Genomic DNA, 13,739 nt, shown 5'->3' with positions numbered 1-13,739 from the left:
TTTTACTTTAATTGGTATAATTCACTAGCTACCACCAAAAACTTAAGTACGATATGCACCTAATCCTAAATGGCGACTAATATAATGAGTAAGCGTCAGTAATTTGGGATTATTATGAGGTTCTTTTTTGCACTGGTTGTATTCTTTTGTTCATTTTCTCTATCAGCAACTTCGTGGGAAAAAGAGAGTCACCCTACTAAAAATTCACCCTCATCAATTGGAAGCTATGCCAATGGCTGTCTAGACGGCGCGCAGGCTTTGCCTATTAATGGTTTGGGGTATCAGATCATTCGCCCTCAAAGAGAGCGCTACTATGGCCATACAGAAGCTATAAAGTTTATTGAGAGGTTAGGAGTCACGACCAGCGAGAAGCTCAATACTAATTTATTGATCGGTGATATTTCTCTTCCCAGAGGAGGGCGCTTTTCTTCAGGTCATTCAAGTCATCAAACAGGGTTAGATATTGATATATGGCTAAGGTTAACCATTAAGAGGTTGTCAGAGAACGAATTAGCTGTGCCTAAACCTGTGAGCGTTGTGGATCTTACCAACTACAAATTGCGTGAATCGAATTGGACCGATGATCATTTTCAAGTTATTCGTTATGCGGCGAAAGATGAAAAAGTGGTGCGTATTTTTGTTCATCCAGTGATCAAGCAAACCCTTTGTGAACAAGAAAACTCTGACGCTAATGATAGAGCTTGGTTAGGCAAAATAAGACCTTGGTGGGGACACCACTCCCACTTCCACGTTCGTTTAAAGTGTCCTGAAGGCAGTTCAAACTGCATAGCTCAAGCGAGCCCTCCTAAAGGTGACGGTTGTGGAGATGAACTTGCAAGTTGGGCTCCAAAGACTGTTCCAGTTCCACCTCCTAAAAAAGTAGCGAAAACTAAGAAAAAGAAAAAAGTTAAAGTGATGCCAAGTCAGTGTTTGGCCTTGATATCGAATAAGTAATCCTGTTCATCGAGGCTTTTTACAGTGGTACTGCCACTGGTTTTTTCGGCTCTAAAACTGGAGAAATATCACACTTTTGTCTAGAGTTTATAAACACGAGATTAAGAACATCGTTTGATATTAATAAAAGCAATAACGGTATCAGCAAGGGCGATGGCGAATTTGACAAGGTTTGGTCAGGGATTGAGTGTTTTGGGGTGAAAGATGCGGCTTATATGCAGTATGCGAAATCAGAGTCTGATACCCGTCGATAGATAATTCAAGGATAAGACTATGACTATGATTTGTGCGAAGGAATTTTCAGAATGGTTAAGACATAGGTTCAACGCTGAAAGCTCGGGTATTTCAATTTCAAGAGATGACATCAATCAGCTAACAGGCAGACAACGTTTAGACCCTAGTTTCGTAAATGATGTTCACTATGAATTGATGCAGTATGGAATGGCATTTGTGACCGATACCAGCAGGGAAAACTTTTATCTTGTTCCTATAGCTCAATCAATAAACTGGCGAGAACGACTCGAATATCAATTTGAAAAAGAGCTCTTCTGCAATATTTATCCAATCGGAAAATCAGGATGAAAAAAAAGGTTCAACTTATGGTTAAGTTGAACCTTTCTTCTTTTAGGTCAAGCCTTGAATGATAACAAACTTCTCAAGTAGCTCGTCATCAGTTTCAATATGGTTTGGGTCAGTGATGATGCATTTTGTAATCGGACACACTGACTGGCATGTTGGCTTTTCATAGTGACCTTTACACTCTGTACATAAATCAGGATCGATCTCGAAGATGCTGTCGCCCATAGTGATTGCACCATTTGGGCATTCAGGATCACACATATCGCAGTTTATGCACTTGTCAGTAATTAACAGAGCCATTATTTTCTTCTCAAGTAAGTCGCTTAAGTAAAAATTATTTGCCTGATGCGTTACGTGTATCTTGGCCTTCGCTCAAGTTACGCATCAGCAAGCCGTACTCTAGATCTAGATCTGCTGGTACAGGAATAAATACAAAGTGACCGTTACCTTTCGCATCGTCGACCGCTTCAGATTTGCGGTTTTCCATAACTTCTAGTTTGAAAACAACGTTACCTTTCGGTGTCATCATTTCTAAGCTGTCGCCTACTAGGAACTTGTTCTTCACTTCTACTTCCGCTAGGTCACCACGGCGCTTACCTGTGAACTCACCAACAAACTGTTGAGTGTCAGAGATAGAGTAACCGTACTCGTAGTTTTGGTATGTATCGTGTGTATGGCGACGTAAGAAGCCTTCAGTGTAACCACGGTGAGCTAGGCTCTCTAGTGTACCCATTAGGCTTTCATCGAATGGTTTGCCTGCCACTGCATCGTCAATAGCTTTACGGTAAACCTGAGCAGTACGTGCACAGTAGTAGAAAGACTTAGTACGACCTTCAATCTTCAGAGAGTGAACACCCATCTTCGTTAGGCGCTCAACGTGTTGGATTGCACGAAGGTCTTTTGAGTTCATGATGTAAGTACCATGCTCATCTTCAAACGCTGCCATTTTCTCTTCTGGCTTGTGTGATTCAGAAAGCAGAACCACTTCGTCTGTTGGTTTACCAAGGCCTAGTGTGTTGTCTGGACGCTCATCTTGAACTTCAATGTCTTGCGTTTCTACTTCTTGAATAGCAACACCAGTAGGGTTTGCTTCAACGATCTGACCGTTTTCGTCTTCTTTCGCTGCTTCTGTTTTGTATTCCCAGCGGCAAGCGTTGGTGCAAGTACCTTGGTTTGGATCGCGCTTGTTCATGTAACCAGAAAGCAGACAACGGCCTGAGTAAGCCATGCAAAGAGCTCCGTGAACAAAGATCTCTAGCTCTGTTTCTGGGCAGTGTTCGCGAATCTCTTCGATCTCTTCAAGCGATAGCTCACGAGATAAGATCACACGCTCAACGCCTTGAGTTGACCAGAACTTAACGGTCGCCCAGTTTACTGCGTTTGCTTGAACAGAAAGATGGATTGGCATTTCAGGGAATGCTTCACGAACCATCATGATAAGACCAGGATCTGACATGATAAGCGCGTCAGGGCCCATGTCTACAACTGGTTTGAGGTCGCGAATGAATGTTTTTAATTTAGAGTTGTGCGGCTGAATGTTACATACAACATATAACTTTTTGCCTTGAGCATGAGCTTCATCGATACCGATTTGTAGGTTTTCGTGATTGAACTCGTTGTTACGAACACGAAGGCTGTAACGTGGCTGGCCTGCGTATACTGCATCTGCGCCGTAGGCGAATGCGTAACGCATGTTTTTGAGGCTTCCTGCCGGTGATAATAGTTCAGGTACAAATGGTTTTTGTGTAGTCATTGCTTCGTTCTCTAATCTGATCTCAAGTCAGGTTGATACCACCAAGTGATATCAAAGGGGCGCAAATTTTACGCTAAAATGAGTTTGGTTGATAGCCCTAAAGATAGCAATGACATTAACAAGAGGGTCTAGAGGCAGATATAAGTGAGAACTTAGTGAGAAATAAGCTCAGATACCGTTAGCACCTGAGCCTATAGTTTGACTGATTAAGCGTTAGGTTGAGTTAACCCGCCTAATGATTCAAATAGGTTTGGAAGGAAAACACTGAACTCACCACAAAGTAGAGAGAAGTCCGCATCAAAACGCGCAGCTTGATCTTCACGAGGAATATCGTCGTTTTCGTCTTTGAGCTCATCACTGAATTTTAGGCGTTTGATGCTGCCATCTTCTGCAAGAATGAATTCAATACGGTCTTGCCAGTTGATAAGAAGTTTCGTCACCATCTTATTGGCTTCGATGTGGTTTTTAATCTCATCAGCTTCTAGTTCTTGTTTCTTAACTCGAACAATACCGCCGTCTTCTTGAATAGATTTTAGTTCTGCTTCATCAAGCATAGTGATGCCTTGTGGCGTATCACCTGATTTCACCCATTCTGTAAGAGTCGTTTCGATCGCTTGCTCTGGGATAGCTGGCACTACTGGCAGGCTACCCATTGTCTTACGTAGCAATGCTAATACATCTTCTGCTTTTTTGTAGCTGCTCGCATCAACCACAATGAAACCTTCTTTTGGCATGATCAGCGCGTAAGTGAAGTTGCTGCGGCTGAATGCTCGAGGAAGTAGATCAATGATGATGTCTTCTTTTAGGCTGTCTTTCTCTTTCTTTTTCAGAGGGGTACCAGACTCTGCCTCAAGCGTTTCTACTTTTGCGTTCAATGATTCTTTGATCACAGAAGCGGGTAGCATTTTCTCTTCTTTCTTTGCACAGATAAGAATGCGGTTTTCTGATACGTGCGTCATCATATCGCCATGTCTACCCATTGCGTGTACCCAACCAAACTTCTGTTTGTCTTGGCTACCACAAGGAGTAAAGCGGAATTCTTCAAGTTGTTTCTCTAGCTGATCTGCGTTGAAATCAATATCACGGTTGAAGCGATAGACTAGGCAATTTTTAAACCACATAAATTTTTCTCATACCTTTTTAGAAGTGCTTCATGATATGAGATCTAATTCGATTTGTCCCTAGCTCTGTATCAAAAGTTATAAAGTGAAATGTTTGAGACAGTTATATGAAAATTTGTTTTCAAAGGTCACAAAAGTGTCATAATTAACTCAGATAATGCAATGCGTTGATTAAATACAAAGGCTATTCAATTATGTCGAGAAGGATTCTGGTCGTTGAAGATGAAGCACCTATTCGTGAGATGCTGTGCTTCGTGCTTGAACAAAAAGGCTACCAAGCAGTAGAGGCTGAAGATTACGATACAGCGGTAAACAAGCTATGTGAACCTTTCCCAGATCTAGTATTACTAGATTGGATGCTACCTGGTGGTAGCGGGATAAACTTTATCAAGCACATGAAGCGTGAAGAGTTAACTCGCAACATCCCAGTGGTGATGCTAACGGCTCGTGGCGAAGAAGAAGATAAGGTGCGTGGTTTAGAAGTGGGTGCTGATGATTACATCACCAAGCCATTTTCACCCAAAGAGCTCGTTGCTCGCCTGAAAGCGGTTATCCGCCGTGTAACGCCTACTGCACTAGAAGATGTGATTGATGTACAAGGTCTTAAGCTAGACCCAGTATCTCATCGTGTTACCGCAAGCGAAGGTCCAGTTGATATGGGACCAACAGAGTTCAAAATGCTGCATTTCTTTATGACTCACCAAGAGCGTGTGTACAGCCGAGAGCAGCTGCTTAACAACGTTTGGGGTACCAATGTTTACGTTGAAGACCGAACGGTTGATGTACATATTCGACGCCTGCGTAAAGCGCTTGAGTCTGCAGGTCACGATAAGCTAATCCAAACGGTTCGTGGCGCTGGCTACCGTTTTTCTACAAAGGCTTAATGTGGCTTCGCTGCCCAGTTTACGGAGTCCTGAATGGTTGAAAAGTTAACCTGGAAAAAGCTGGCTTGGGAGCTGGCTTTTTTTTACGCACCATGGGTTTTAGTCGGATGGATATTCGGTTACCTACCTTGGTTGCTGCTGGCTGCTACGGTATTGCAGCTCGGCTGGCATCTACACAACCAAATGCGTTTGTCCGCATGGCTGTGGGATGAGAAGCGTCTAACTCCACCTTCAGGCTCTGGGAACTGGGAATCTCTGTTTAACGGTATTTATCGTATGCAGCAGAGACAGCGTCGCAAACGTAAAGAGCTGACTAACCTTATCCGCCGTTTCCGTAACGGTGCAGAATCGCTTCCCGATGCCGTTGTGGTATTTCGCGGTGAAGGCAATATCGTTTGGTGTAACAAGCTAGCTCAGTATTTACTTGGGTTTCGCTGGCCAGACGATTCAGGACAACCGATTTCTAACTTGATCCGTACGCCGGACTTCATCAAGTATCTTAATAAACAAGATTTTTCAGAACCGCTAGAGATGCCTTCGCCACTTAACGTGGAGCGCATGCTTGAGCTGCGTATCGTGCCATATACTGAAGGTGAACACCTGATGGTGGTACGTGATGTGACCCAGCTTAAGCAGTTAGAAGGCATGCGCCGTAACTTCTTCGCTAACGTTTCTCATGAATTGCGTACGCCGATGACCGTCCTTCAAGGTTACCTTGAAATGACCGAAGATCCAGACATGATCGTCGGCCCAATGTGGACCAAGGCGCATGGCGTAATGACTGAGCAGCTCAATCGAATGAACAGTTTGGTTAATCAACTACTCACGCTTTCGAAAATAGAAGCGGCGCCAATGCATGAGTTGGATGAAGTGGTCAACGTTCCGGCGATGCTTGAGGTTCTTGAGAAAGAAGCGGCGAGCCTTAGCGGTGAGCGCGAACATAAGCTTGAGTTTGATATCGATAAGAGCCTACGAGTTCTTGCCGATGAAGACCAATTGAGAAGTGCGATATCGAATTTGGTTTATAACGCGGTTAAATACACACCCGCAGGTGCAACGGTCAAAGTGCGTTGGTATCAAACCAGCCAAGGCGCGTGCTTAGATGTGTCAGATACTGGTGATGGTATTGAGCCTCAACACTTACATCGACTCACAGAGCGCTTCTATCGTGTAGATAAAGCCCGCTCTCGTGATACCGGTGGTAGTGGTCTTGGATTAGCGATTGTAAAGCATGCGCTTAGCCACCACGATTCACATCTCGAAATTCAAAGTGAAGTGGGCGTCGGCAGTCGTTTCCATTTCACGTTGCCAAACCGATTGACTGTGTCATGAGTGACTTAATACGCAGGATGCGTTTGCCAATTGGTTCACTGTTAGCGATGGTATTGGCGTGTCCAAGCTTCGCTGAGCAGAGTGTTGAGTCATTGCCTGATTATTCCAAAGTTCCTGGTATCTCTGGAAGCTTGTTATCGGTCGGGTCTGATACTTTGGCTGGGATGACGACATTGTGGGTAGAGGAGTTTAAATCCTACTACCCGAATGTGAACGCTCAGGTCCAAGCATCGGGCTCTTCTACTGCGCCTCCTGCATTGACGGAAGGGACTGCTCACCTTGGTCCTATGAGCCGACCAATGCGTTTACGTGAAGTGGAAGCCTTTGAAAGAGAGCATGGTTATAAGCCAACAGCACTGCGAGTCGCTATTGACGCAATCGGGCTGTTTGTCCACCGAGATAATCCTATTGAAGGGCTTAACTTTCGTCAGATTGATGGCATTTTTTCTGAGACATTACGCTGCGGAGCAACAAGGCCCCTCAATAACTGGCAAGATCTCGGAATCGATCAGCCATGGGCGAAACATCGATTCCAATTGTTCGGTCGCAATTCTGTATCGGGGACTTATGGATACTTCAAACAGAATGCACTGTGCGGCGGTGACTTTAAAAATCGTGTGAATGAGCAACCTGGTTCGGCTTCAGTCGTTCAGTCGGTCGCTTCATCCATCAGTGGGATTGGCTACTCGGGCATTGGCTACCGCGTAGCAGGTGTTAAGCTGATTCCTATTGCAGAGCACGGCTCTAATTATGTTGAGCCTACGCGTGAGAATATCTTGAGTGGTGATTACCCTCTATCTCGTTTTCTCTATGTGTATGTGAATAAGCATCCGGATAAACCACTTTCTCCCGTTGAGAGAGAGTTCCTTACTTTTGTATTCTCAAAGCAGGGACAAGAACTTGTAGAGAAAGATGGCTATTTAGCAATACCGTCTGAGTTCGCAGAGCAAGAGTTGGCAAAAGTCGGGCTCTAATTCAGGCTGCTATAAACTTAGATAAGAAACGTATGAACAGCTTGCGCGTCGCAGGCTGTTTTAATTTTGACTGTTCGTTATTTTAGCTTTAACGACCATCCTGCATTTTGCCAACGTTGTTGCTCTTCTCTGAGCTCATAATCAAGCAGTTGGTTTTGGGCCAACCAATCGCTGTTAGTTCCTTTCAATTCCCAGTTATCCTGTTGTTCAATCGTTAGAGTCACGTCTGGGGCCAGTGCTTGATTTCGCTGACGGTTGAGTAAGATAGCGAGTCTCAATATACGAATCAGCAGGGTGACTTGTTGCTGAGTAAACAGAGAAAGTTCCGGCAAATCTTGTAGTTTGAGCGCTTTTCTTTGATAGCGAACCAATGCTGATATAAGGCGTTGTTGCTCAGTATTAAAGCCTGGCATTGTCGTATGCTTAAGCAGATAAGCCGAATGGCGGTGATAGCCTTGGAATGCAATGCTTTGTCCTACCTCATGAAGTACTGCAGCCCAACCAAGCAGATCATACAGCTCATTAGTGACCGCAGTTGTCACTTGAGGCTGTACTTGTTTCAGCAATGAAAGAGCGAGCACTTTCACTTTCTCGCCATGAGTTACGTCTACATGGTATCGAGAGACGAGCGTTTCGGCAGTTCTTGTTCGAATATCAATATCTTTAAACCTATCCTCCATGTCATAAAGAACGCCTTCTCTCAGGGCACCATCAGAAAAATGTAACTCCTTGATGTCTAGCGTATCCATTGCTGCTGAAAGAATGGTGACGCCTGCAGCAAACACAGGCTTTCTCTCATCACTTAAGCCTGAAAGATTTACGGTGTTGGATGATGAAAACTCACATAAGTGATTCTTTAAATAGGACAGGCGTTGGGGCGTAATGAGACCATCGGTGAACCCTAAGCCAATGAGTACTTCTTTTATTGATTTCGTGGTACCAGATGAGCCAAAAGCGATTTCCCAAGGGGCTTTTGTGTATTCTTCAATCAATGGCATCAATAGACGAGTAGCTGCGGTATAAGCATCTGAGAAGTGTCGCGAAGTTAGCCCTTCGTCAGCAAAGAAACGTTGAGTGAAGTTGACGCATCCCATCGGTAAACTGCGCATAATTAGAGGAGTAAAGCCTTGTCCGGCGACGAGTTCCGTACTCCCTCCACCGATATCAATAACCAACTTAGATTCAGAAGCGGTTTGAGTGTGTTCTGCTCCGTTATAGATTATTCGAGCTTCTTCTTGACCGGAAATGATCTCTATTGGAAAAGGAAACAGTGGCTTGGCTTGCTCTAAGAAGTCTTTAGCGTTTTTGGCTTTTCTTAGGGTATGAGTCGCAACAACTCTGACATCATCAAGCTCAAAATCCGCCAGTCGTTCTGCGAACACCTTGAGGCATTCTAGGCCTCGCTCGATAGCGCTTTCAGATAGGACGTTACGTTCATCCAATCCATCACCTAATCTCACTTTCTGTTTGTGTCTGCTGACTAATTGCAGGTGTTGATCGAATACTCGGGCAACCACCATGTGAAAGCTGTTCGAACCCAAGTCGATAGCGGCAATACATCGAGAATGTTTGTTATCAATTAGCGGCATGATTTCTTCTCTTGTTTGCACTTCTTGCGAGCAAGTTTCTCCATACGTTTAATATAGTGGTAAGTGGAGAGTTGTGACGTCGGGTAATCAAGTAGGTTTGCTGGTGGTTGTGTGTAAGAGTTGCTCATCGCTTGGTCTAGCACTCGAGCTTTGTTGCTGTCATCGAAATGAAACTCGGTGATATCGATAATGGTTTGCTTGATCTTTGAATCTAAAATTGGAGCTGCAACTTCGATGCGGTGATCAAAATTTCGTGTCATCCAGTCAGCGGAAGATATATAGACCTTCGGCTTTCCAGCGTTACCAAATATCATCACTCTCGGATGTTCGAGGAAACGATCGACCACACTGACTATCTCAATATGATCACTGATGTTGGGTATGCTAGGGACAAGAGAGCACATGCCGCGAATGACCATTCTCACTTTTACATTGGCTTGGCTAGCCTGATAGAGCTTTTCAATGATCTCTCGATCGACCAAGTTGTTGAGTTTTAGAGTGATGCTTGCAGGTTTACCTTCTATCGCGTTTTGTATTTCATTATCTATCAATTGGTACAGACGTTTTCTAGTATTCTTTGGTGACACAATCAGTTGCTTGAACTGGGACTTTTGATAAGGGTTTTCAATATACTTAAAGACTTGTCTCACCTCTTGAGTCAAATCTTCATTCGCAGTGAGCAGAGAAAAATCGGTATACACGCGCGCTGTAACTTCATGGAAGTTGCCAGTGCCAATATGGGCATAATGCTCGGTATGCTTGCCTTCTTTTCGTTTGATGAGCAGCAACTTGGAATGGATCTTCAAACTTGGGATGCCATGGATGACTTTTACACCCGCTTCTTGAAGTTTCTTGGTCCATTGAATGTTGGCTTGCTCATCAAAGCGTGCTTGCAGCTCGACAACCACAGTGACCTTTTTGCCATTGTGCGCCGCATCGATGATCGAGCTGAGGAGTTTTGAGCCTTCCGCAACACGGTAAACGTTTATTTTGATGGAGGTTACCTTCGGGTCAAAGGAAGCCTGCCTAACCAGTTCAGTGATGTGACTAAAGGTGTGATAAGGATAATGCAGTAAGATGTCGCGAGCTTTGATCGCTTCGAAATAGTTTGGGTAATGGCTGAAATGCGCACACTTAATCGCGGGTAGAGGACGATTAACTAAATCACGTCGGTTAAGGCTTGGGAACTCAGAGAAATGTTTGAAGTTATGATAGCGACCACCTGCGATGACACTGTCATAGTCAGACAGTTTAAGTCTGACTTGTAAGAAGTTGAGCATTTCAGTTGGCATTTCAGATTCATAGATCAGACGTATCGGCAGTGCCGTTAAGCGCTGTTCTAAACCTAAAGACATCGATTCTAATAGGTTATTTTCATTGTCCTCTTGCAGATCATAATCGGCATCACGTGTCATTTTTATCGCAAAACAACGCAATGAGTCATACTCAAAGAATCCTTTAAGTAAGTCATCCAAACAAAATCGAACTATATTATCTAACAAGATCAAAGTTGTACGCTGCGAACCCGAAGTTTCCGGTAACTTAACAAATCGAGGGAGTGCCTCTGATGGGATTTCGAGTAAGACATATTGAGATGATGCATCACGCTCGATGTCGATGGCTAAGTAACTTTGTTCATCTTTGAGAATATTAAGTAACTGGCTATCTTCGTTCAAGAGAATCGGAGTTAAGTGTGGCAGCACTTTTTTCTTAAAGTACTTTTTTATCCAGCCACTTTGTTCTTCGCTGATTTGTTGTTCGTTGACCAGAAAAATACGATTGCGTACCAATTCCAATAGCAAGTCGTTATACAGTTCATGGAATTGAGCATCGAGCTTGCTTGCTTTGCTCTGCATTTTAGTCAGTAGGCTTTTCGGCGAGTTGGAGGTTAGCTGTGGATCTTGAAGTAAGATCTTTCGCTTCACATCAGCAAATCGGACTTTGTAAAACTCATCGAGGTTTTTCGAGTAAATACCTAAAAAACGAACTCTTTCGATTAAGGGGACTGACTTATCTGCCGCTTCTTGGAGCACTCTTTCGTTGAAGGATAACCAGCTAAGTTCTTTTGTGACATAGTCTTTTTCCATCGAGATGAGAATCCTTGAGTACTGGCTATAGAGCTGATTACTTTAAATTAGAATGGCAAAATTCACAAAATCCATGATCTTACTTTAAGAAATATGGCTAACAAACTTGTTATTAGTTTCAGTTGTTTAACGTAACTTGTAATATAATTGTCATCTAACGTACATATTATGTCAGTAGCTAAAAAAAGGTAGATAAACAGATGGCATCAGCCCAATTTTCATTGAAAGAGCGCGACAAAAAAAGATGGTTGAAAGATCGTCTCGTCCGTTTTTCGGTGACATGTGGCGCGGTCAGTGTTCTAGCTGCCCTAGTATTGATCTTTGTTTACTTGGCGATGGTCATTTTACCGGTATTTTCTGATACTGGTTTAGAGACAGACCAAGCTGTAAAGACCGTTGCCGTAGAAAAACCTATCGTCTTATCGGTTGATGAATACGGTCAGCATGCATTTACTATCGAAAAATCTGGTTTGGTACAGTTTTGGGATTTAGAGTCTCAAAATACACACTCTTACTTTGAGCGTGATGTTGTAGCCAACCCCATCGCCTTTTCTCGAAACACCCCATCTGAAAACTGGTTTGCCTTTGCCGACAGCGCAAGCAATCTTACTTTTTTCTATCCTGAGTATAGTGCGCCTGTGCTGAAAAAGGGCAGCGAAGCCGAACCTAAAATTGAGCAAATCACTCTCCCTGAACCGTTTTTAAATGATGAACCCTCAAATGGGGCGACGATCGACAAATTCGCATTCTCTAAAAATGGACGTGGGATTACGGTTGCCGCTCAGTTAAGTGACCAACGAGTCTTGGTTAAGTGGTATCAGAGTGACCTTACTGGTCAGTATGTTTTTCAGAAGAGCCAATGGCTATCGGATAAGTTGGGCTTGCAGCAGCAACTGCTTGTCACACCTGATGGGCAAACCTTATACCTACGAGCACAATCGGATTTGGTTGTTTTGAAACTATCAGATAACGGTTTTGATGTTCGTGAAGTGATTGATCTTAGCTTAAATGATGCGAAGCATTCCGTGAAAAGCATCGATTTATTGTCTGGCGCATACTCGTTGTTGGTTACGCATGAGGACGGACAGGTTTCTCAATGGTTCGATGTACTCAAAGATGAAAAGCGTAGCCTGACCCATATTCGAGACTTCCAACTTGCTGAACAAGTGCAATTTATTCTTCCTGATACTTATAGAAAGGGTTTTTATAGCTTCTATAAGAACGGCACATTACAAAGCCACTATACGACCAGTGAAAAGCTGTCGTTGTTTGAACGCGCATTTGATAAATCACCACAACTAGCCGCTATGTCTGCCAATGAACTGCATCTGGCAACGTTGATTGATGGCATCATCAGTGTGGCTAAAGTCGACAATGAATACCCACAAATCTCATTCTCATCGCTTTGGCAAAAGGTCTGGTATGAAAGTTACCCTGAGCCGCAATACGTTTGGCAATCAACGTCGGCGAATGATGACTTTGAAGAGAAATTCAGTTTAGTACCTATCACATTCGGTACTATCAAAGCAGCTCTGTTTGCGATGATGTTTGCCGTGCCGGTTGCTGTGCTCGGAGCTATTTACACCGCTTACTTTATGTCTCCACGCATGCGAAGAGTGGTGAAGCCTTCGATAGAGCTGATGGAAGCACTTCCGACCGTGATCATCGGATTCTTGGCCGGGCTTTGGTTTGCTCCAATCGTCGAGACGCATTTAACGGCCGTCTTCTCATTGATGGTGTTATTACCACTGAGCACACTACTGACTGGACTTGTTTGGTTCTGTTTACCGAAGAGGGTAACGGGTCGCTTCTCTAATGGTTGGCATGCTCTGATATTGATTCCGGTATTGGTGATTACTGTGGTTGCGGTGTTTGCTGGTGGAAACAACATTGAAGCCTTGTTATTTGGTGGTGATATTCGTACCTTCTTGGCTAGCTATGGTATCGACTTTGACCAACGCAATGCGCTAGTGGTTGGTTTTGCTATGGGCTTTGCGGTCATCCCAACGATTTTCACTATTGCTGAAGATGCTATTTTCTCTGTACCTAAACATTTGTCTGATGGGTCATTAGCGTTGGGTGCGACGGCGTGGCAGACGCTTATTTATGTGGTGCTATTGACGGCGAGTCCAGGTATCTTTTCTGCGGTTATGATGGGCCTAGGGCGAGCAGTTGGTGAAACCATGATCGTCTTGATGGCGACAGGTAACACCCCAATTCTTGACTGGAATGTTTTGGAAGGGATGAGAACTTTATCGGCAACGATTGCTGTTGAGCTGCCAGAATCAGAAGTGGGTGGTTCTCATTTCCGCTTGCTGTTCTTGGCTGCACTCTTGCTGTTTATCTTTACATTCGCGGTGAACTCAGTTGCTGAGTGGGTTAGACAAAGACTGAGAGATAAATATCGTGCGCTGTAGTTTTAAAGGTTTGCCTCAATGTGTATCAATGGCTTTTAGTGGCTTGACT

General features: G+C 43.9%; 11 protein-coding genes. 6 read left to right on the top strand and 5 right to left on the bottom strand.

The window, feature by feature from the left end; genetic code table 11:
* Positions 1-114: 114 nt before the first annotated feature.
* Positions 115-954 (top strand): penicillin-insensitive murein endopeptidase, encoded by an 840-nt coding sequence (mepA, locus tag AB4583_RS19580; protein WP_372118933.1) that lies wholly within the window; start codon positions 115-117, stop codon positions 952-954.
* Positions 955-1,227: 273 nt separating this feature from the next.
* On the top strand, positions 1,228-1,536 hold the full coding sequence (locus tag AB4583_RS19575; protein WP_017062536.1) for a hypothetical protein: 309 nt from the start codon (positions 1,228-1,230) through the stop codon (positions 1,534-1,536).
* 42 nt (positions 1,537-1,578) lie between these two features.
* Here the strand turns inward: AB4583_RS19575 and AB4583_RS19570 are convergent, their stop codons facing one another.
* The 3 genes from AB4583_RS19570 to rdgC all read right to left on the bottom strand — a co-directional run bounded on the left by AB4583_RS19570 (position 1,579) and on the right by rdgC (position 4,407).
* Positions 1,579-1,833, bottom strand: coding sequence for a YfhL family 4Fe-4S dicluster ferredoxin (locus AB4583_RS19570; RefSeq protein ID WP_004735061.1), 255 nt, complete (start codon positions 1,831-1,833; stop codon positions 1,579-1,581).
* 34 nt (positions 1,834-1,867) lie between these two features.
* Complete coding sequence (gene yegQ / locus AB4583_RS19565) at positions 1,868-3,286, bottom strand: tRNA 5-hydroxyuridine modification protein YegQ (protein ID WP_017062848.1); 1,419 nt, start codon at positions 3,284-3,286, stop codon at positions 1,868-1,870.
* A 206-nt stretch (positions 3,287-3,492) separates the two neighbouring features.
* Positions 3,493-4,407 (bottom strand): recombination-associated protein RdgC, encoded by a 915-nt coding sequence (gene rdgC, locus AB4583_RS19560; RefSeq protein ID WP_017062534.1) that lies wholly within the window; start codon positions 4,405-4,407, stop codon positions 3,493-3,495.
* A 194-nt stretch (positions 4,408-4,601) separates the two neighbouring features.
* Here rdgC and phoB point away from each other — a divergent pair, with 194 nt between their 5' ends.
* The 3 genes from phoB to AB4583_RS19545 are packed head-to-tail and all read left to right on the top strand — an operon-like array spanning position 4,602 to position 7,597.
* Positions 4,602-5,291 (top strand): phosphate regulon transcriptional regulator PhoB, encoded by a 690-nt coding sequence (phoB, locus tag AB4583_RS19555; protein WP_004735064.1) that lies wholly within the window; start codon positions 4,602-4,604, stop codon positions 5,289-5,291.
* A gap of 33 nt (positions 5,292-5,324) precedes the next feature.
* Complete coding sequence (gene phoR, locus AB4583_RS19550; protein ID WP_004740365.1) at positions 5,325-6,623, top strand: phosphate regulon sensor histidine kinase PhoR; 1,299 nt, start codon at positions 5,325-5,327, stop codon at positions 6,621-6,623.
* A gap of 17 nt (positions 6,624-6,640) precedes the next feature.
* Positions 6,641-7,597 (top strand): PstS family phosphate ABC transporter substrate-binding protein, encoded by a 957-nt coding sequence (locus AB4583_RS19545; RefSeq protein WP_008223911.1) that lies wholly within the window; start codon positions 6,641-6,643, stop codon positions 7,595-7,597.
* A 77-nt stretch (positions 7,598-7,674) separates the two neighbouring features.
* On the opposite strand, the gene ppx is transcribed toward AB4583_RS19545, so the two are convergent.
* Together ppx and ppk1 are read right to left on the bottom strand one after the other, a co-directional pair.
* Positions 7,675-9,186: an exopolyphosphatase gene (gene ppx, locus AB4583_RS19540; protein ID WP_017068609.1), complete on the bottom strand. Its 1,512-nt coding sequence runs from the start codon at positions 9,184-9,186 to the stop codon at positions 7,675-7,677.
* Positions 9,177-11,273 (bottom strand): polyphosphate kinase 1, encoded by a 2,097-nt coding sequence (gene ppk1, locus AB4583_RS19535; protein ID WP_372118926.1) that lies wholly within the window; start codon positions 11,271-11,273, stop codon positions 9,177-9,179. Before ppk1 ends, ppx begins: the two co-directional genes overlap by 10 nt.
* A gap of 200 nt (positions 11,274-11,473) precedes the next feature.
* Here ppk1 and AB4583_RS19530 point away from each other — a divergent pair, with 200 nt between their 5' ends.
* The gene (locus tag AB4583_RS19530; protein ID WP_372052315.1) at positions 11,474-13,690 is read left to right on the top strand and encodes an ABC transporter permease subunit; all 2,217 of its coding nucleotides are present in this window, start codon (positions 11,474-11,476) and stop codon (positions 13,688-13,690) included.
* The last annotated feature ends 49 nt before the right edge of the window (positions 13,691-13,739 follow it).

This window comes from Vibrio sp. 10N.222.49.C12, assembly GCF_041475025.1.
In the GTDB taxonomy this organism is placed as follows: domain Bacteria; phylum Pseudomonadota; class Gammaproteobacteria; order Enterobacterales; family Vibrionaceae; genus Vibrio; species Vibrio crassostreae_C.
Note: the sequence above shows the minus strand (reverse complement) of the source record. Positions and strands in the feature narration are given on the sequence as shown.

Excerpts from the sequence above, each read along its gene's own strand:
- mepA (WP_372118933.1), top strand. The coding sequence starts at position 115 with ATGAGGTTCTTTTTTGCACTGGTTGTATTCTTTTGTTCATTTTCTCTA.
- ppk1 (WP_372118926.1), bottom strand. The coding sequence starts at position 11,273 with ATGGAAAAAGACTATGTCACAAAAGAACTTAGCTGGTTATCCTTCAAC.
- rdgC (WP_017062534.1), bottom strand. The coding sequence starts at position 4,407 with ATGTGGTTTAAAAATTGCCTAGTCTATCGCTTCAACCGTGATATTGAT.
- AB4583_RS19570 (WP_004735061.1), bottom strand. The coding sequence starts at position 1,833 with ATGGCTCTGTTAATTACTGACAAGTGCATAAACTGCGATATGTGTGAT.
- phoR (WP_004740365.1), top strand. The coding sequence starts at position 5,325 with ATGGTTGAAAAGTTAACCTGGAAAAAGCTGGCTTGGGAGCTGGCTTTT.
- phoB (WP_004735064.1), top strand. The coding sequence starts at position 4,602 with ATGTCGAGAAGGATTCTGGTCGTTGAAGATGAAGCACCTATTCGTGAG.
- yegQ (WP_017062848.1), bottom strand. The coding sequence starts at position 3,286 with ATGACTACACAAAAACCATTTGTACCTGAACTATTATCACCGGCAGGA.
- AB4583_RS19575 (WP_017062536.1), top strand. The coding sequence starts at position 1,228 with ATGACTATGATTTGTGCGAAGGAATTTTCAGAATGGTTAAGACATAGG.
- ppx (WP_017068609.1), bottom strand. The coding sequence starts at position 9,186 with ATGCCGCTAATTGATAACAAACATTCTCGATGTATTGCCGCTATCGAC.
- AB4583_RS19545 (WP_008223911.1), top strand. The coding sequence starts at position 6,641 with ATGCGTTTGCCAATTGGTTCACTGTTAGCGATGGTATTGGCGTGTCCA.
- AB4583_RS19530 (WP_372052315.1), top strand. The coding sequence starts at position 11,474 with ATGGCATCAGCCCAATTTTCATTGAAAGAGCGCGACAAAAAAAGATGG.